The organism is Leisingera sp., from assembly GCF_982940295.1.
This window is the reverse complement of the sequence record NZ_CEYXRG010000021.1, coordinates 28,639-44,912: the sequence shown is the minus strand read 5'-3', so window position 1 is coordinate 44,912 and position 16,274 is coordinate 28,639. Positions and strand designations below refer to the sequence as shown.

The window sequence follows — 16,274 nt, the reverse complement described above, 5'->3', positions numbered from 1 at the left end:
TTCGCCCCGATTTGGGGGTGCGGAGCGTTGACTCAACAGGTAGTAACCGCTGAACTTTCTCGATACGGAATCACGAAGGGGCAGCTTTGCGGTTTTCCAAGCTCAGGCTGAACGGCTTCAAAAGCTTTGTTGATCCTACCGAACTGGTCATAGCCGATGGGCTGACAGGGGTTGTGGGTCCAAACGGTTGCGGCAAATCCAATCTTCTGGAGGCATTGCGCTGGGTGATGGGCGAGACCCGCGCCAAGGCGATGCGCGGCGGCGGCATGGAGGATGTGATCTTTGCCGGCACCTCGTCGCGGCCCGCGCGCAACTTTGCCGAGGTGAGCCTGCAGATCGACAACTCGGAACGGCTGGCGCCCTCCGGGTTCAATGATAGCGACATTCTGGAAATCGTGCGCCGGATCACCCGCGATGTCGGCAGCGCCTATAAATCCAACGGCAAGGACGTGCGGGCGCGCGACGTGCAGATGCTGTTTGCCGATGCCTCGACGGGTGCGCATTCGCCGGCGCTGGTGCGGCAGGGCCAGATTGCCGAGCTGATCAACGCCAAGCCCAAGGCGCGGCGGCGGATTCTGGAAGAAGCGGCGGGGATTTCCGGCCTCTATCAGCGGCGCCACGAGGCGGAGCTGAAGCTAAAGAACACCGAGGCCAATCTGCTGCGCGTCGATGACGTGATCGAGCAGCTGGCGGCGCAGCTGTCGCAGCTTGCCAAGCAGGCGCGGCAGGCGCAGCGTTACCGCGAGATTGGTGAGAAGCTGCGGCTGGCGGAAGGCATGCTGCTGTACCGGCGCTGGCGCGAGGCGGATGAATCGCGGCTGACTGCCGAGGATGAGCTGCGGGTGCGTGTCGAGCAGGCGTCCAAGGCCGAGGCGCTGGTGCGCGCGGCGGCGGCGCAGCGTGGCACGTTCGAGGAAAAGCTGCCGCCCCTGCGCGAGGAGGAGGCGATTGCTGCGGCTATCCTGCAGCGGCTGGTGGTGCAGCGGGATTCGCTGAGCGATCAGGAGGCGCAGGCGCGTCAAGCCATTGAGCGGCTTAGCAGCCGGATTGTCCAGCTGGGCAATGATATCGAGCGCGAGTCCGGTCTGAACAACGACGCGGGCCAAACCATCGAGCGGCTGGAATGGGAGCAGCGCGAGCTGTCAAAGGCCGGCGAGGGGCACGATGGCCGTCTGGCGGAGGCGGCGGAGCTGGCGCGCGATGCGGGCTCGATATTGCAGGCGCGCGAGGACCATCTGGCGCAGGTGACCGAAGATGTCGCCCGTCTGGCGGCCCGGCACCAGTCGGCGCGCCGCGCCGTCGAGGATTGCCAGCGGGCGCTTGGCCGCTCTGAGGCCGAGGCGGAAAAGGCCCGTGCCGCGCAGGGCGAGGCGCGCGAGGCTCTGGAGCTGGCCTCGGAGAAGTTCGAAGCAGCCGTGACCGCCGAGGAAGAGGCCCGCGAGGCCTCTGAAGTGGCGGAGGAGGCATTGGCTGCCGCGGACGAGCTGCGCACGGAGACCCAAAGCCTTGAAGCAGAGGCGCGCTCGCAGCGGTCAGAGGCCGAGGGGGAGCTGGGCGCTTTGCGCGCCGAGGTGACTGCGCTGGCCAAGCTGGTGGAGCGCGACACCGCGGAGGGCGGCCAGATCCTGGACGAGCTGACCGTGGCGCCGGGCTATGAAAAGGCGCTGGGGGCGGCTCTGGCCGATGATCTGCGGGCGCCGCTGGCGGAGGCGGACGGGCCGACCGGCTGGGTGTCCCTGCCGGGCTATGACCACGACGCGGCGCTGCCGGAGGGCGTGCAGCCGCTGGCGCTGTTTGTCTCCGGGCCGGAGGCGCTGTCGCGCCGGGTGGCGCAGATCGGTCTGGTGGACGGCGATGCTGCCGCCGGGCTGCAGGCGCAGCTCAAGCCGGGGCAGCGGCTGGTGACGGTTGAGGGCGACCTGTGGCGCTGGGACGGCTACCGGGCCTGGGCCGAGGATGCGCCGAGCGCTGCCGCGCTGCGGCTGGAGCAGCTTAACAAGCTGGAGGCGCTGAAGCAGGACATGGAGCGCGTCAGCGCCAAGGCCGACGGTGCCCGCGACGCGCATGAAATGCTGCTGCGCAAGCTGGAAGAGGTGACGCAAGCCGACCAGAACGCCCGCCAGGCGCGCCGGGTTGCAGATCAGCGGGTGGCCGATGCGGCCCGCGCGCTGAGCCGGGCCGAGGCGGACCGCAATCTTGCGGAGGCCAAGCTCGAGACACTGGGCATTGCGGTCTCCCGCCACGAAGAAGACGCGCTGAATGCGGGCCTCCAGCTGAAAGAGGCGGAGAATGCCTTGGGCGAGCTCGGCGATCTGGATCAGGCGCGCGGGGCCGTTGAGGAAATCAAGCAGTCGGTCGAGGCGGCGCGGATCACCATGCTGACCCACCGCTCCAGCCATGACGAGCTGCGCCGCGAGGGCGAAGCGCGCACCAAGCGGGCGCAAGAGGTGACCAAGGAGCTGTCGGGCTGGCGCCACCGGCTGGACAGCGCCAAGCAGCGGATCGAGGAACTGGCGGAGCGCCGCGAGGCCTCGCAGGAGGAATTGGAAGAAGCCAATGCGGTCCCAGAGGAAATCGCCGAGAAGCGGGATGAGCTGAACGAGGCGATCTCTGAGGCGGAAGCGCGTAAGTCTGCCGGGACCGAGGCGCTGATCGCTGCTGAGGCCGAACTGCGCGAGGCGGTGCACAAGGAGCGTGAGTGCGAACGGCTGGCCTCTGAGGCGCGCGAGGCGCGGGCACGGTCCGAGGCGCGCAGTGACGCGGCCAAGGACGCGGTCACGCAGGCCGCGGGCCGGATCATCGAGGCACAGCAGATCACGCCGCAGGCGCTGCTGGAGAAACTGGGCGTGTCACCGGACGAAATGCCGCCTTCGGAAAGCCTGGAAGCGGATGTCGACCGTTACAAGCGCCAGCGCGACGCCTTGGGCGCGGTGAACCTGCGTGCCGAGGAGGACGCCCGCGGGGTGCAGAACGAGCACGATACGCTGGTGGCGGAGAAGCTGGACCTGGAAGGCGCGGTGAAGACCTTGCGCGACGGGATTGCCAGTTTGAACCGCGAGGGCCGCGAACGGCTGCTGACAGCGTTCGAGCAGGTGAACAACAGCTTTGCCATGCTGTTCACCCATCTGTTCGGCGGCGGCGAGGCCAATCTGGTGATGGTCGAAAGCGACGACCCGCTGGATGCGGGGCTTGAGATCATGTGCCAGCCGCCGGGCAAGAAGCTGTCGACCCTGTCGCTGCTTTCGGGCGGCGAGCAGACGCTGACCGCGATGGCGCTGATCTTTGCGGTATTCCTGTCGAACCCGGCGCCGATCTGTGTGCTGGACGAGGTCGACGCGCCGCTGGACGATGCCAACGTCACCCGTTTCTGCGACTTGCTGGACGAGATGTGCCGCCAGACCGACACACGGTTCCTCATCATCACCCACCACGCGGTGACAATGGCGCGGATGGACCGGCTTTTCGGCGTCACCATGCAGGAAAAAGGCGTCAGCCAGCTGGTTTCCGTTGACCTGAAGAAGGCAGAGGCGATGGTGGCCTGAGCAGGCCGGCGCCGCGGGGATAGGCGAAGGCGTGCAAAGTTTATTGGGAGATGCAAATGAATATGCTCAAGGCAATTGCCGCCTCTGCGGTTCTGATGCTGCCGGTTGCGGCGGCGGCCCAGAATGTGGTGGCCAAGACCGGGGAAAGCGTTGCCGGTTTTTTTAAGGATGAAGGCGCCAAGGTGGAGCTGACCACCGACAGCGTCGGCGATCCGAACGTCAAGGTCGAGTATTACGGAAACGATTTTTCTGTCTATTACTACGGCTGCGACAACAACGTCGACTGCGACGCCATCCAGTTTTTCTCAGGTTACCAGACCGAAGGCAGCGTGCGCCTGGCCAAGATCAACGAGTGGAACACCGAGAACCGCTTTGCCCGCGGCTACATCTCCGAGGAAGGCTCGGCGCGGATCGAGATGGACCTGTTTCTTGGCGACGACGGCATGAGCCCGGACGATTTTGCGCAGGCGGTGAGCCTGTGGACCCGGGCGATGCAGGACTTCGAGACCTTTATCGACTGGTAAGTGCCGCCGTCACCGCATCGTGACGGCCGGTTGAAAATACAAGCGTTAGGGTGGGGGCATGAATTGGATCATGCCCCTTATTGTTTGCCTGGCGGCTGGCACAGCTCAGGCCGCGGACTGGGAACTGCGCCCGGGCGATGCCCCGTTCGCACGCACTGAACTGGAGGCGCTGGCCGGGCAGTCCTTCCGGTTCTATGACGGCGGCGAGTCGCTTTTTGGCCGCGATGGCGCCTATTCCTACACCTATTCGCTGGAGAACGGCGGCGGCACTGCCTGGGGCAGCTACCGGATTGCCGAGGATGGCAGCATTTGCGTCGATTTCGCCAATGGGTTCGCCCGCTGCGATCTGTACGTCCGCAACGGCAGCCGGGTGATCCTGATCACCGAGAAAGGTGAGCGGTTCCCGGTGCGCTAAAGTCCCTTCAGCAGCGCAGGGGTGGGCCATGCGTCGGCGGGGAGGCCGAGGCGTTTCTGCTCTTTCTGAACGGCAAGCCGGGTGCGGGCGCCGAGGATGCCGTCGATATCGCCGACGTTGTGGCCGCGTGCCTGCAGTTTCTGTTGCAGCTGCTTCATTTGAGTGCCGGTCAAGCCGCTTTCGGGCTTGCCGGCGTGGTAGACCTCTGCGCCCTCCAGCCGGTTGGCGAAATAGGCGGCGGTCAGCACGTAGGTGAAGCTCTGGTTCCACTCGAAGTAGACATCGAAGTTGGGGTAGGCGAGGAAAGCCGGCCCTTTGTGGCCCTGCGGCAGCAGAAGGGAGGCGCGCATGGAGGGATCGGGCAAGCTGCCTTCGCGGGCTGAAACGCCCAGTTCACGCCATTGCGCCACGGTTTTCTTGCGGGCGGTTCCGGTCAGCGACAGGTCCAGCCCGTCGGGGATGGTGACTTCCTGCAGCCAGGGCTGCCCCGGCTGCCAGCCCAGGTGCGACAGCATCCGGGCGCCGGACATCAGCGCATCGGCGGCAGATGTTTTCAGGCTGACCTTGCCGTCGCCATCAGCATCGACGCCGTGCTCCAGAATATCGCTGGGCAGCATCTGCACCATGCCGATTTCACCCGCCCAGGCTCCGGTTGTACGCTTGGGGTCGAAATTGCCTTGCCGGTACATCTCCAGCGCCGAAAAGACCTGCGGCCGGAACAGCTCCGGGCGGCGGCAGTCATGGGCCAGCGTCACCAGCGCGTCTCGCGTGTTGAAATCGCCCTGATAGCCGCCATAGTCGGTCTCGAACGCCCAGAAGGCCAGCAGTACGCCGCGGCTGATGCCGTAGGTGCTTTCGATCCGCTGGAAGGTGCTGTCGTGCTTTTGCGACATCTGCAGACCGCGCCGCAGGCGGTCTTGCGAAATCAGGCGGCGGGAAAAATCTGTGAAGGGCTTCTGGAATACCCCCTGTGCCCGGTCGGCCTCAAGCACCCGGCGGTCCTGTCGGGTGCCGTCGAAGAAGGCGTTAACCGTGCTCATGCCGTAGCCGGCCTGGACCGCCTCGTCTTTCAAAAGATTGACGAAATTCTGAAAGCCGCCGCCGCATTGGGCTGCGGCCGCCGCTGGCAGCAGGCCCACCGCGAGGGCAAAGGGCAATAGGCGCATGGCTTCGGCGCTCCTTGTCTTTCCGCTCCCACGTGACCCTATTTGCTAGAGAATCAAGGTAATGGCAATGGCCAGAGCCAAGGCAATTGCCCAAGTTTGCCAGAGAAGGGTAACGGAGCGGGTGATGGTTTCGGCGCTGGCGCTTTTGGCACCTTCGGCGTGGACCCAAGGAAAGTCGCGCATCTGGCCGTCGTAGGAGCGCGGGCCGGCCAGGGCAGTGTCCAGCGACCGCGCCATGGCAGCCTCAGGCCAGCCGGCGTTGGGGGAACGGTGCTTGCGGGCGTCGGCGGCGATGGCGCTCCAGTGGCGCAACTGGCCGCCGGCCAGGGCGATCAGCAGGCCGGTCAGACGCGCCGGGATCAGGTTCAGTAGGTCGTCCAGCCGGGCGGAAGCCCAGCCAAAGTCTTTGTACCGGTCATTGCGATAGCCGATCATGCTGTCGGCGGTGTTGATCATCTTGTAGATGATCAACCCCGGCAGTCCAGCGATCAGGAACCAGAAGGCGGGCGCGATGACACCGTCGGACAGGTTTTCCGACCCGCTTTCGATGGCGGAGCGCGTAACTTGCGGCGCGGACATGGAGCCCGTGTCGCGGCTGACGATCATCGCCACCGCCTCGCGGCCTTCCGCCAAGCTGCTGCGCAGCCCCTTGGCGACCGCGGTGACATGTTCGGTCAGCGACCGCTGGGCGATCAGGACGGCGGCAACCAGAATTTCCACCAGCGCCCCGGGCAGCGCCAGCAGTTTGCCCGCGAAATAGCCGCCCAGGACCAGCGCCACAGCCGCCAGCACGCCCTGAGCGCGGCGGTTGCTGCCGGTGTTGAGCTTGCGGTCCAGGAAGCCAACTGCCTTGCCCATCAGAACTGCGGGGTGGGTAAAACGGGACCACAGCCATTTCGGTTCGCCAAAGACGGCATCCAGCAGCAGCGCAACAACCAGCATCGCAGCAGTGCTCATAGCGCCGCCTCCAGCCGCGCCCAGCCGTCCGAAGGCGGCAGGCCGAGGCGCAGAAAGGTTCGGGAATAGGGGAAGATGCGGCTCCAGATATGGGCGCGGGCCAGCTTGCGCTGCCAGGTTGCGGCGTCCTCGACGTTATAGAGCCGGAACAGGTCGGTGCCGCCAGCCAGGCTGGCGCCCTTGGCCAGCACCAGCTCATCCAGCCGGGCCGCATCCTCCCGAAGGCGGGTGCGGCTAGCCTCGGCCCATGGGCGGTCCCGCAAGGCCAGCGCGCCGGTGCGCAGCGCGGGACCAGAGACGGCCCAGGGGCCCTGCCAGGTGGCAAGCTTGGCGATCAATTCAGGGTCGCCGATGGCAAAGCCCAGCCGCATCCCCGCGAGGCCCCAGAATTTGCCGAAGCTTTTCAGAACGATGAAGCCGGGACGGGCAGCCATCCGGATCAGGCTCTGATCCGGGCAGACGTCGCAGAAGCTCTCGTCGATGATGGTGAGCGGCGAGGTGAGATTCTCTTCGCTCCACAGGCGGCCGTCCGGATTGTTCGGATGCACCACGACCCGGGCCTCGGCGGGGCCGTCAACACGGATCTTCCAGCCGCGGGCTTCAAAGGAGGCGGCGTGTTCGTTGTAGGTGGGCTTGGAGATCTGCACCCAGCGCGGTGCGGCCAGGGCGGGCAGGGCGGCAATCAGCGCCGAAGCACCTGGCGCGGCCAGAACGGCGGCCTCCTCCGGAATGTTCCAGAAAGCTCGCGCTGCGTTCTCAAGCTCCGCCAGGGCATCGGCATCCGGCAGCGCCCCCCAGTCGCCTGCGGTGAACTCCGGCAGCGGGTAGGGGTGCGGATTAATGCCCGTGGACAGGTCCATCCAGCCGTTGCGGCTGCCGCCAAATTCGGCCATCGCCGCGCTGAGGTTGCCGCCGTGGTCCCGGGGCGGGGTTGCGTTTTCATGCAGGCGTTCGGGCATCACGGGCGTCACCGGTGGATATTCCTCTCCAGGCTGATCGTTTGCCATATGAGATTACCCGTTTCTTAAAGCAACAATTTCAGTGCGGGAACTCCCTATTTGATGCAGGAAAGGCGGATCTGACGCCAGGTGGCGTCAGGTCGCAGGGGTCAGCCGCGGCGGTGCGGTTCCATCCAGTCGATCCTGGGATTGACCGGGATGATCCGCTGCGGGTTGATGGTGTCGTGGCTGTAGTAATAGTGGCGCACGATGTGGTGCATGCCGACGGTCTCAGCCACGCCGGGCCACTGGTACAGCTCACGGGTGTAGCCCCAGAGGTTCGGGTAATCCACCAGCCGCTTGCGGTTGCACTTGAAATGCACGTGGTAGACCGGGTCGAATCGCAGGAGGGTTGTGAACAGCCGCCAGTCGGCCTCGGTGATGCGGTTGCCCAGCAGGTAGCGGTGCTGCGACAGCAGGTCCTCCAGCCAATCCAGGCTTTCGAACAGCGGCTCCACTGCGGCGTCATAGGCCTCTTGCGAGGTGGCAAAGCCGCTTTTGTAGACGCCGTTGTTGACGGTGCTGTAGACACGGGCGTTCACCGCTTCGATCGGCTCGCGCAGCTCTTCCGGCCAATAGTCATCGGTGTTACCGGTGAGCCCGTCGAAAGCCGAATTGAACATCCGGATGATCTCGGAGCTTTCGTTGGAGACGATGGTATTTCGCGTCTTGTCCCACAGAACCGGTACAGTCACCCGGCCGGTGTAGCCGGAATCGGCGCGGGTGTAGACTTGGTGCAGATGGGAGCTGCCGAATAGCGAATCACCGGTGGCGCCGTGTTCATCGGTCTCGAAGGTCCAGCCTTCACCCAGCATGTCGGGATGCACCACAGAGACGGAGATATGGTCTTCCAGCCCTTTCAGCTTGCGGAAGATCAAGGTGCGGTGCGCCCAGGGGCAGGCCAGCGACACGTACAGGTGATAGCGCCCGCTTTCCGCCGGAAAGCCGCCTTCGCCCGAGGGGCCTGCACTGCCGTCTGCGGTGATCCAGTTGCGGAACTGCGATTCGCTGCGTTTGAAGGCGCCGCCGGTAGAATCGGTGTCATACCATTGGTCGTGCCATTTCCCGTCGATCAAAAGGCCCATCGTGTCTGCTCCTGCTGCTGTGCGGTTCAAACATAGGCATGGCGGGGCCGTGCGCCTATGCAGCGCAGCGCGCAAGGCCTCTGCGCCACTGCACAAGCGCAACAAAGTTGCGCTGCCGTGAAATTTCCGAAAATGTTCACTTGATTTTATCTATTTGTGACGCACCGTTGATAGGACGGACCCGTGACAAACCAAGCGATTGGAAGGCTGCTGCTATGAATACCTACGTTCCCAAAGCTGTGCAGGAAGCGCTGGACACCGCCCGCCTGCAGGGGATGCGGAAGAAGAGCCGGCTGCGGGTGATGGCGGATAATGAGCTGTATCCGGTGCTGCGGATCTGGAAGACGGGGTTCTCGGTTGAGGCGGATACCGCGCCGATGCTGCGCGGGCTGGTGGACATTTACGAAGGGGCCCGCCACCTGTCGCAATGCCTGATTGTTGCCAGCGAGGAAGAGGGCGGCGAGATGCGGTATGAGTTCAAGCGTTCGACGCTTGCCTCCGACACGGCGCCGCTGGATTTCTACAAGTCGCCGGACGCTCCCGCCGGGCTGATCCCCTTTGACCAATCACAGGGCAAGATCTAAGGCGGCAGATCAGGGCCGGATTTCCACTTCGGTTCCGATCTGTGCCAGGCGCCAGAGCGTTTCCATCTGTTCATTGCTGACGGCGATGCAGCCGGCGGTCCAGTCGCCGGGCAGGGTGATCAGGCTGCCCACCGAATTCGGCTGCCCGTGAATGAAGATATCACCGCCGGGGCTGACCCCTGCGGCCTGCGCGCGGGCACGGTCCTCGGGCTGGGGGTAGTTGATCCCCAGCGACAGGTGATAGGCACTGTTTGGGTTGCGCCGGTCGATCAGGAATGTGCCTTCAGGGGTTTTGCCGTCGCCTTCTTGAAACTTGTCGCCCGCCGGTTCGAATCCCAGCGCGATGGGAAATTCCAGCACCGTCTCGCCGCCGCGGCTGGCTGTCAGGCGGCGGGCGGATTTCTCGATCAGGATACGGTCGATCCGGTCCACGGCGGTGGCCTGCGGCGGCATCGGGCGTGGAGCGAAGGCCTGCCAAGCGGCCCAGGCGGCGCCGGTCAGGACAACCAGCGCCAGGAGGCGCAGCAGGCGCTTCATGGTTATTGCAGGTCCGAGAAGGCCTTGGTCAGGCGGCGGCAGGCTTCCTCCACCCTGGCGCGCTGGGTGGCCAGGTTGAAGCGTTCCATGAGCTCGCCGCCGGTGCCGAAGCCATCGCCGGGCGAGGTGGCGATTTTGGCGTCTTCGCGCAGCCGTTTGATGAATTCCGTGCGACTCATGCCAGTGCCGGAGAAATCGACCCAGGCCAGATAGGTGGACTGCAGGGGCAGCGATTTCAGGCCAGGCAGGGCGTTGACGGCTTCATCAAACAGTTTCTTGTTGCCTTCGAGGTGGGCGATCTGGGCGTCCACCCATTCCGCACCCTTGGGCGAGTAGGCGGCGGTGATCATCGCCACGCCAAGCGCGCTCGGGTCATAATCCAGCGTGTTCAGCCGCTGGCGCATCGCGGCGCGCAAGTCCGGGTCCGGGATGATCATGTTGCCGGTGCGCTGGCCGGCAATGTTGAAGGTTTTGGAGGGCGCCGTCAGGGTAACGGTCCAGGCGCGCGCCTCAGGCGCTGCCACATCCATCGGCACGAAGGTACTGCCCGGATAGACCAGATCGTGGTGGATTTCGTCAGAGACTAGGATCAGATCATTGCGCTTGGCAAATTCCGCCACCGCGCGCAGTTCCTCCGGTGTCCAGACCCGGCCCGAGGGGTTCTGAGGCGAGCACCACAGCAGCAGTTTTTCACTCCCGTTCAGGCGCGACTGGGCATCATCCAGATCCAGATTGTAGGTATCGCCGTCCCGCGCCAGCGGGCATTCGGTGACCTTGCGCCCGGCCTTGTTCACCTTGTGGGCAAACTCATGGTAGACGGGCGAAAAGATCACCACGCCGTCGCCGGGCTGGCTCCAGACATCGAGGCTCAGGGCGATGGCGTTGCCGAGGCCTTGGGTGGTGAGCACCCAATCGGTTTCGATGTCCCAGCTATGACGGGTTTTCATCCACCATTGCACCGCCTGCAGATACTCCGGGTGCTGCCAGGAATAGCCGAAGACGCCGTGCTCTGCGGCCTTCTTGACAGCTTCGATGACACAGGGCGCAGTCTGATAGTCGGAGTCCGCCGTCCACATCGCCAGGCCGTCCTGCGAGGAGACACCGAAGAGCTGCTCCATCTTGTCCCATTTCGAGCTGTGGGTGCCGCGGCGGTCGATGATCGTGTCAAAATCCATGTGGTGAACTCCCCTGTGGTTGGAAGCGAAGCTAATCGCTGCAGCGGCGGGCGCAAGGGGGCGTTGCGATGGGGCCGCTGATCGCATACATGAACTTCATGAAACGACAGATCCTGATCCATCCCGATCCCCGCCTGAAAAAGGTCTGCGCGGCTGTGCCGGACCTCAGCGACGAGTTGCGCGTGCTGGCGGATGACATGCTGGAAACCATGTATGCAGCCCCCGGCATCGGCCTGGCGGCGCCGCAGATCGGTATTATGCAGCGGCTGATCGTGCTGGATTGCGTCAAGGAAGAGGATGGCGACCCGCGCCCGCTGGTGATGTTCAACCCGAAAATCATCTCCGCTTCGGACGAAACCAGCGTCTATGAGGAAGGCTGTCTGTCGATCCCGGACCAGTATGCCGAGGTGACCCGCCCCAAGGTGGTAGAGGTCGAGTGGATGGACCGCAACGGCAATGCGCAGCGGGAAACCTTTGACGGGCTGTGGGCGACTTGCGTGCAGCATGAGATCGACCACCTGAACGGCAAGCTGTTCATTGATTACCTGAAACCGCTGAAGCGCCAGATGATCACCCGCAAGATGCAGAAGCTGAAGCGCGAACGCGCCCGCGCCTGAGGGATTTCCAGAGATGACCGTCCGCATCTGCCTGCCCTGGCCCGATAAGCGCCTGCGCACCAAAGCTGAAGAGGTGACAGAGATCACCGACGAGATTCGCGAAATCTGGGACGATATGGTCGATACCATGGAGGCGATGCCGGGCGTGGGCCTGGCCGCCAACCAGATCGGCGTGATGCTGCGGCTGGCGGTGGTGGATGGCTCCACCGAGCGCGGCCGGGCCGTGAAGCTGGCGAACCCGGAAATCCTGCATGCCTCGATCGAGCTGCGCGAGCATGACGAGGCCAGCCCCAATCTGCCCGGAGTTTCGGCCAAAATCAAACGCCCGAGGGCCGTGACGGTCCGGTTCGTCAACGAGCAAGGGATGGTGGACCGCAAGGATTTTGTGGGAATTGAGGCAACTTCGGTCCAGCATCAGATCGACCATCTGAACGGTAAAATGTACTTTGACCGGCTGAGCAAGGTGAAGCGCGACATGCTGATCCGCAAGGCGAAGAAGCTGACCGGCTGAGGCTGGAAACTGAACTCCCGGGCCGCCTGCGGCCCGGTTCGCGCCCGGCCCCGCCCCCAGGGCGGGCGCGAAACGCCCACCCCGGGACCGGGCGCGAACCTGCGTTGTTTCAGGCAAGCCCGTCTGGGAGTGCGGCAAGGCAACCGGGGTGCAGACGGGGGACGCCGATGCGCATCATCTTCATGGGAACGCCTGACTTCTCGGTGCCGGTGCTGGACGCGCTGGTCGAGGCTGGGCACGAAATTGCTGCCGTTTACTGCCAGCCGCCGCGGCCTGCGGGCCGCGGCAAGAAGGACCGTCCAACCCCGGTCCACGCCCGCGCCGCGGCCTTGGGGCTGGATGTGCGGCACCCGGTCTCGCTGAAAGGCGCTGCGGGGCAGGCGGAATTTGCTGCGCTGAACGCTGATATTGCGGTGGTCGTGGCCTATGGGCTGATCCTGCCGCAGGCCATTCTGGATGCTCCGGAACATGGCTGCCTGAACATCCACGCGAGCCTGTTGCCGCGCTGGCGCGGGGCGGCGCCCATCCACCGGGCGATCATGGCGGGCGACGCGGAAACCGGCATCTGCATCATGCAGATGGAGGCGGGGCTTGACACCGGCCCGGTGCTGCTGCGCGAGGCCACTGCGATCGGTGCAGAGGAAACCACCGCCCAGCTGCATGGCCGGCTGTCGAAAATGGGCGCCGGGCTGATCGTTGAGGCCTTGAACCGCCTGCCGGAGCTGACACCGGAAGTGCAGCCCGAAGAGGGCGTCACCTACGCTGAAAAGATCGACAAGGGCGAGGCACAGATCGACTGGAGCCGCCCTGCGGCAGAAGTAGACCGCAAGATCCGCGGGCTGTCACCCTTCCCCGGCGCCTGGTGCGAAATCGAAGGCCAGCGCGTCAAACTGCTGGCGTCGCGGCTGGCAGAGGGGCAGGGCGCGCCGGGCGAGGTGCTGGATGACGCCCTGACGGTTGCCTGCGGCGCAGGGGCTGTACAGCTGTTGCGCTTGCAACGGGCAGGCAAAAGCGCGCAGGATCCGGATGTATTCCTGCGCGGTTTCCCGGTTCAAAGGGGCAGCTGCCTGTAACCGGAGGCGCGGCATGCCCATAATTGCCCTGATCATCATCGGCGCTGCGGCGGGCTTTCTGGCGACGCGGCTGATGCGGTTGGAAACCGATATCATTACAACGGTCTGCATCGGTATGGCCGGCGCGCTGGTGGGCGGGCTGGTGCTGCGGGGATTACTCGCCGTGATGGGGTTCATGGCCGGGTTCGTTGGCGCGGTTCTGGGTGCCCTGGTGCTGATTTGGCTCTGGCAGCGCTACTTTGGCAGGTAACCCAGGCTGAGGCCCGCGGGACACAGCCGGAGGGAGAATGCACAATTCCTGCTGCACATAGCTGTCCGATGGGTAAGGTGCCGTAACCGCCGCAAGAAAAACGGTGGAAACAGAGGCGGAGAGCAATTGAATATGACACAGGACAGCGGCCGGCCCGGTGCGCCGAATGTGGTGGTTGTGACCACCATGAAGGATGAAGGCGCGTATATCCTGGACTGGATCAGCCACTACAAGTCCATCGGTGTCAGCGATTTCGTCATTTTCACCAACGATTGCTCGGACCCCACCGACCATATTCTGCGCTGCCTGCACCGGATGGGAGTGGTGGAGCATCGCTTTAGCCGGGTGATGCGGCGGGGGCCGCACAAAAGCGCGCTGATGTGGGCGGAGTATGAACCCAAGGTAGCCCAGGCCGACTGGGTGCTGGTGGTGGATGTCGACGAGTATTTGCAGATCAATACCGCCGACGGCACGCTGCCGGGGCTTCTGGCACAGCGCCCGGACGCGGACGCGGTCTCGTTTGTTTGGCGGATCTTCGGAAATGCGGGCATAGGGACTGCGGACCATCCCGCTGTGCCGCAGGCTTTTGTCCGGGCCGAGCCAGAGGAAGGGCGTGCGGATGAGCACCGGTTCTTCAAGACGGCCTTCCGCAACAATGGGAAATTCGACCGGATGGGCGTCCACCGCCCCTTCCTGGCAGTTGCGCCGGAGGAGGTGAACTGGCAGCTGGCCGATGGCACCCGCCTGCCCGAAAATGAGCTGGATGGCGCCCTGTATGTGCGTGGCAGTTACGGATATTCAGCCGCGCAGCTCAACCATTACGCACTGCGCTCCCGCGACGGGTTCCTGAACAAGAAAGCCCGCGGCCGGGCTAATCACTTCACGTCGGCCATTGAGCCGGGCTACTGGCACAAGTTCGACAGGAACGAGGCGGAGGACCGGCGGCTGGCTGACAATTTCGCTGCCGCGCTGGAGATCAAGGAAGATCTGCTGCGGGACGCCAGTTTGCGGGAATACCACGAGATGGCGCAGATCTGGCACCGCCGCCGCGGCCGCAAGGCCCGGATCAGCGAAGAGGGGCAGGCGTTTCTGAAAGCTGTGGAAGGCAGCCGCAGAAACACCTGATCCGGTTCAACTGCGGGGCGGGCGGCTCTTATAGACGGGCAGGTGCCAGCCGAACAGGATGGAGCCTGCGCGCAAGGTCCAGCAGACGCCGGCACAGGCGAGCAGGGCAAACCGCAGCTCCAGCCCCGCGGAGATTGCCAGCACGGCGGTGATTGCGCCGGCCATGGCGCAGGTGATGTACAGTTCGCCCTGTTTCAGGACCAGCGGGACCTCGTTACAGACCACGTCGCGCATCAGCCCGCCCAGCGAACCGGTGGCCATGCCCATCAGCACCACGATCACCGGCCCCTTACCCAGTGCAATCGCCGCGCCGGTGCCTGCGGGCACGGCAACCGCCAAGGCAAAGCTGTCCAGCCAGATCACCCAGCGCATCCGGCTTTCCACTAGATGCGCGGTAAAGAACACCGCCACTGCGGCAGCGGCTGCAAGCAGGATGTAGTTGGGGTCACCGACCCAGAACACCGGATCACGGTTCAGCAGCAGATCCCGGACCGTGCCGCCGCCGACCGCGGTCAGGCAGGCGACGAAGGCAAAGCCGACAATGTCGAGCTGCGCCCGGCTGGCAACCAGCGCCCCGGTCAAGGCGAAGACTAGAACCGAGGCGTAGTCGAGCAGGGTCAGAAAGCTCATACGCCAGCCCTGCGCATCAGGCGCTTTTCTTCTTCTTGAAGGGGGCCATGCCGGCGCGGGCCAGCTCATCCGCGCGTTCGTTCTCCGGGTGGCCTGCGTGGCCCTTGACCCATTCCCAGGTCACCTTGTGGCGGCGCTGGGCTTCGTCCAGCCGCTGCCACAGCTCGACATTCTTTACCGGCTTCTTGCTGGAGGTCTTCCAGCCGTTCTTCTTCCAGCCGAAGATCCAGCCGGTGACACCGTTCTTAACATAGGCCGAGTCGGTGACCACGGTGATTGTGGACGGCCGCGCCAGGCTCTCCAGCGCGTTGATCGCGGCCAACAGCTCCATCCGGTTGTTGGTGGTCTCGGCCTCGCCACCGCTGAGTTCTTTTTCTTTGACGATGGTGTCACCGTCCATGGCGCGCAGCAGGACGCCCCAGCCGCCGGGGCCGGGATTTCCAGAGCAGGCGCCGTCGGTATAAGCAAATAATTCAGGCATGCGCGGTCAGTACTACGAAGTCCGCGTCGGTGCCAGCCAGTCCTTTGCCCGTGCCGCGGCGGCTGCCAACGACAGTAAAGCCGGAGTCTTCGAGTTTCTCCTGCAGTTCTTCTTTACTGTAGTAGGCATAGAACCTGCCCAGTTCATCGCGGCCTTCGCTTTCACCCAGTTTCATCGCCAGGCACAACGTGCCGCCTGGGGTCAGCGCCCGATGTATGGCGGACAGATGAATCGCAAGCTCGGCGCGCGGCACATGCAGCAGGCTGAAATAGGCCCAGACGCCGTCGAACACCGCTTCGGCGTCCAGGGCGTGAAACCCTGCGACGGTAACCTCGATGCCGTAGGCCGTGCGGGCAGCTTCCGCCATTTCTTGCGAAGCATCCAGCGCAGCCACGCGGTAGCCCGCGTCCCTCAAGCGCGCCGCCCAATGGCCGGGGCCGCAGCCGAGGTCCAGGACTGTGCCGCCTTCCGGAAGCCGGGTGGTGAAGGCCTGAAAGTCGGCCTCCTCCCCTGTGTCCGGGCTGCCGGCAAAGCGTTCCGCGTATTCCGCGGCGTGCTCGTCATAGACGCTGATGGTTCTGTCATCGCTCATCTGGTCATCTCC

At 64.5% G+C, this 16,274-nt stretch carries 18 protein-coding genes; 9 read left to right on the top strand and 9 right to left on the bottom strand.

The annotated features are described in order from the left end of the window. Positions 1-86: 86 nt before the first annotated feature. The 3 genes from AC4HIX_RS17115 to AC4HIX_RS17105 all read left to right on the top strand — a co-directional run bounded on the left by AC4HIX_RS17115 (position 87) and on the right by AC4HIX_RS17105 (position 4,481). Positions 87-3,542: a chromosome segregation SMC family protein gene (locus AC4HIX_RS17115; protein WP_490399860.1), complete on the top strand. Its 3,456-nt coding sequence runs from the start codon at positions 87-89 to the stop codon at positions 3,540-3,542. A 56-nt stretch (positions 3,543-3,598) separates the two neighbouring features. After that, positions 3,599-4,066 carry a YbjN domain-containing protein gene (locus AC4HIX_RS17110; RefSeq protein ID WP_475049174.1) on the top strand — a complete coding sequence of 156 codons (468 nt, stop codon included), beginning with the start codon at positions 3,599-3,601 and terminating at the stop codon, positions 4,064-4,066. Positions 4,067-4,136: 70 nt separating this feature from the next. After that, complete coding sequence (locus tag AC4HIX_RS17105) at positions 4,137-4,481, top strand: hypothetical protein (RefSeq protein ID WP_490399859.1); 345 nt, start codon at positions 4,137-4,139, stop codon at positions 4,479-4,481. On the opposite strand, the gene AC4HIX_RS17100 is transcribed toward AC4HIX_RS17105, so the two are convergent. The 4 genes from AC4HIX_RS17100 to AC4HIX_RS17085 form a co-directional block, all read right to left on the bottom strand. Beyond that, positions 4,478-5,647, bottom strand: coding sequence for a lytic murein transglycosylase (locus AC4HIX_RS17100; RefSeq protein ID WP_490399858.1), 1,170 nt, complete (start codon positions 5,645-5,647; stop codon positions 4,478-4,480). The two genes, AC4HIX_RS17105 and AC4HIX_RS17100, sit on opposite strands and share 4 nt — an antisense overlap. 45 nt (positions 5,648-5,692) lie before the next feature. Then, a complete protein-coding gene (cbiB, locus tag AC4HIX_RS17095; RefSeq protein ID WP_490399857.1) occupies positions 5,693-6,604 on the bottom strand; it encodes an adenosylcobinamide-phosphate synthase CbiB in 912 nt (303 codons plus the stop codon). Further along, positions 6,601-7,563 (bottom strand): threonine-phosphate decarboxylase, encoded by a 963-nt coding sequence (locus AC4HIX_RS17090; RefSeq protein ID WP_490399856.1) that lies wholly within the window; start codon positions 7,561-7,563, stop codon positions 6,601-6,603. The genes cbiB and AC4HIX_RS17090 overlap by 4 nt, the downstream gene beginning before the upstream one ends. A 149-nt stretch (positions 7,564-7,712) precedes the next feature. After that, a complete protein-coding gene (locus tag AC4HIX_RS17085) occupies positions 7,713-8,687 on the bottom strand; it encodes a glutathione S-transferase family protein (RefSeq protein WP_490399855.1) in 975 nt (324 codons plus the stop codon). Between the two features lie 215 nt (positions 8,688-8,902). Here AC4HIX_RS17085 and AC4HIX_RS17080 point away from each other — a divergent pair, with 215 nt between their 5' ends. After that, positions 8,903-9,271 carry a hypothetical protein gene (locus AC4HIX_RS17080; protein WP_490399854.1) on the top strand — a complete coding sequence of 123 codons (369 nt, stop codon included), beginning with the start codon at positions 8,903-8,905 and terminating at the stop codon, positions 9,269-9,271. 9 nt (positions 9,272-9,280) lie between these two features. Here the strand turns inward: AC4HIX_RS17080 and AC4HIX_RS17075 are convergent, their stop codons facing one another. Continuing rightward, complete coding sequence (locus AC4HIX_RS17075; protein WP_490399853.1) at positions 9,281-9,808, bottom strand: L,D-transpeptidase family protein; 528 nt, start codon at positions 9,806-9,808, stop codon at positions 9,281-9,283. Positions 9,809-9,810: 2 nt separating this feature from the next. After that, positions 9,811-10,983 (bottom strand): MalY/PatB family protein, encoded by a 1,173-nt coding sequence (locus tag AC4HIX_RS17070; RefSeq protein ID WP_490399852.1) that lies wholly within the window; start codon positions 10,981-10,983, stop codon positions 9,811-9,813. 98 nt (positions 10,984-11,081) lie between these two features. On the opposite strand from AC4HIX_RS17070, the gene def (AC4HIX_RS17065) reads away from it, so the two are divergent. The 5 genes from def (AC4HIX_RS17065) to AC4HIX_RS17045 all read left to right on the top strand — a co-directional run bounded on the left by def (AC4HIX_RS17065) (position 11,082) and on the right by AC4HIX_RS17045 (position 14,559). Beyond that, positions 11,082-11,600, top strand: coding sequence for a peptide deformylase (gene def / locus AC4HIX_RS17065; protein ID WP_475049186.1), 519 nt, complete (start codon positions 11,082-11,084; stop codon positions 11,598-11,600). A 13-nt stretch (positions 11,601-11,613) separates the two neighbouring features. Then, the gene (gene def, locus AC4HIX_RS17060; protein ID WP_490399851.1) at positions 11,614-12,111 is read left to right on the top strand and encodes a peptide deformylase; all 498 of its coding nucleotides are present in this window, start codon (positions 11,614-11,616) and stop codon (positions 12,109-12,111) included. A gap of 167 nt (positions 12,112-12,278) precedes the next feature. Then, positions 12,279-13,184, top strand: a complete 906-nt coding sequence (fmt, locus tag AC4HIX_RS17055) for a methionyl-tRNA formyltransferase (RefSeq protein WP_490399850.1) — start codon at positions 12,279-12,281, stop codon at positions 13,182-13,184. 13 nt (positions 13,185-13,197) lie between these two features. Next, positions 13,198-13,434: a GlsB/YeaQ/YmgE family stress response membrane protein gene (locus tag AC4HIX_RS17050; RefSeq protein ID WP_475049191.1), complete on the top strand. Its 237-nt coding sequence runs from the start codon at positions 13,198-13,200 to the stop codon at positions 13,432-13,434. A gap of 132 nt (positions 13,435-13,566) precedes the next feature. Continuing rightward, complete coding sequence (locus AC4HIX_RS17045) at positions 13,567-14,559, top strand: glycosyltransferase family 2 protein (protein ID WP_490399849.1); 993 nt, start codon at positions 13,567-13,569, stop codon at positions 14,557-14,559. A 6-nt stretch (positions 14,560-14,565) separates the two neighbouring features. Here the strand turns inward: AC4HIX_RS17045 and AC4HIX_RS17040 are convergent, their stop codons facing one another. The 3 genes from AC4HIX_RS17040 to AC4HIX_RS17030 are packed head-to-tail and all read right to left on the bottom strand — an operon-like array spanning position 14,566 to position 16,262. Further along, positions 14,566-15,189, bottom strand: coding sequence for a trimeric intracellular cation channel family protein (locus tag AC4HIX_RS17040; protein WP_490399848.1), 624 nt, complete (start codon positions 15,187-15,189; stop codon positions 14,566-14,568). 16 nt (positions 15,190-15,205) lie between these two features. Beyond that, complete coding sequence (gene rnhA / locus AC4HIX_RS17035) at positions 15,206-15,670, bottom strand: ribonuclease HI (protein ID WP_475049199.1); 465 nt, start codon at positions 15,668-15,670, stop codon at positions 15,206-15,208. Then, positions 15,663-16,262 (bottom strand): class I SAM-dependent DNA methyltransferase, encoded by a 600-nt coding sequence (locus tag AC4HIX_RS17030; protein WP_490399847.1) that lies wholly within the window; start codon positions 16,260-16,262, stop codon positions 15,663-15,665. The genes rnhA and AC4HIX_RS17030 overlap by 8 nt, the downstream gene beginning before the upstream one ends. Positions 16,263-16,274 lie beyond the last annotated feature (12 nt).

Excerpts from the sequence above, each read along its gene's own strand:
- AC4HIX_RS17110 (WP_475049174.1), top strand. The coding sequence starts at position 3,599 with ATGAATATGCTCAAGGCAATTGCCGCCTCTGCGGTTCTGATGCTGCCG.
- AC4HIX_RS17105 (WP_490399859.1), top strand. The coding sequence starts at position 4,137 with ATGCCCCTTATTGTTTGCCTGGCGGCTGGCACAGCTCAGGCCGCGGAC.
- AC4HIX_RS17100 (WP_490399858.1), bottom strand. The coding sequence starts at position 5,647 with ATGCGCCTATTGCCCTTTGCCCTCGCGGTGGGCCTGCTGCCAGCGGCG.
- cbiB (WP_490399857.1), bottom strand. The coding sequence starts at position 6,604 with ATGAGCACTGCTGCGATGCTGGTTGTTGCGCTGCTGCTGGATGCCGTC.
- AC4HIX_RS17090 (WP_490399856.1), bottom strand. The coding sequence starts at position 7,563 with ATGCCCGAACGCCTGCATGAAAACGCAACCCCGCCCCGGGACCACGGC.
- AC4HIX_RS17085 (WP_490399855.1), bottom strand. The coding sequence starts at position 8,687 with ATGGGCCTTTTGATCGACGGGAAATGGCACGACCAATGGTATGACACC.
- AC4HIX_RS17080 (WP_490399854.1), top strand. The coding sequence starts at position 8,903 with ATGAATACCTACGTTCCCAAAGCTGTGCAGGAAGCGCTGGACACCGCC.
- AC4HIX_RS17075 (WP_490399853.1), bottom strand. The coding sequence starts at position 9,808 with ATGAAGCGCCTGCTGCGCCTCCTGGCGCTGGTTGTCCTGACCGGCGCC.
- AC4HIX_RS17070 (WP_490399852.1), bottom strand. The coding sequence starts at position 10,983 with ATGGATTTTGACACGATCATCGACCGCCGCGGCACCCACAGCTCGAAA.
- def (WP_475049186.1), top strand. The coding sequence starts at position 11,082 with ATGAAACGACAGATCCTGATCCATCCCGATCCCCGCCTGAAAAAGGTC.
- def (WP_490399851.1), top strand. The coding sequence starts at position 11,614 with ATGACCGTCCGCATCTGCCTGCCCTGGCCCGATAAGCGCCTGCGCACC.
- fmt (WP_490399850.1), top strand. The coding sequence starts at position 12,279 with ATGCGCATCATCTTCATGGGAACGCCTGACTTCTCGGTGCCGGTGCTG.
- AC4HIX_RS17050 (WP_475049191.1), top strand. The coding sequence starts at position 13,198 with ATGCCCATAATTGCCCTGATCATCATCGGCGCTGCGGCGGGCTTTCTG.
- AC4HIX_RS17045 (WP_490399849.1), top strand. The coding sequence starts at position 13,567 with ATGACACAGGACAGCGGCCGGCCCGGTGCGCCGAATGTGGTGGTTGTG.
- AC4HIX_RS17040 (WP_490399848.1), bottom strand. The coding sequence starts at position 15,189 with ATGAGCTTTCTGACCCTGCTCGACTACGCCTCGGTTCTAGTCTTCGCC.
- rnhA (WP_475049199.1), bottom strand. The coding sequence starts at position 15,670 with ATGCCTGAATTATTTGCTTATACCGACGGCGCCTGCTCTGGAAATCCC.
- AC4HIX_RS17030 (WP_490399847.1), bottom strand. The coding sequence starts at position 16,262 with ATGAGCGATGACAGAACCATCAGCGTCTATGACGAGCACGCCGCGGAA.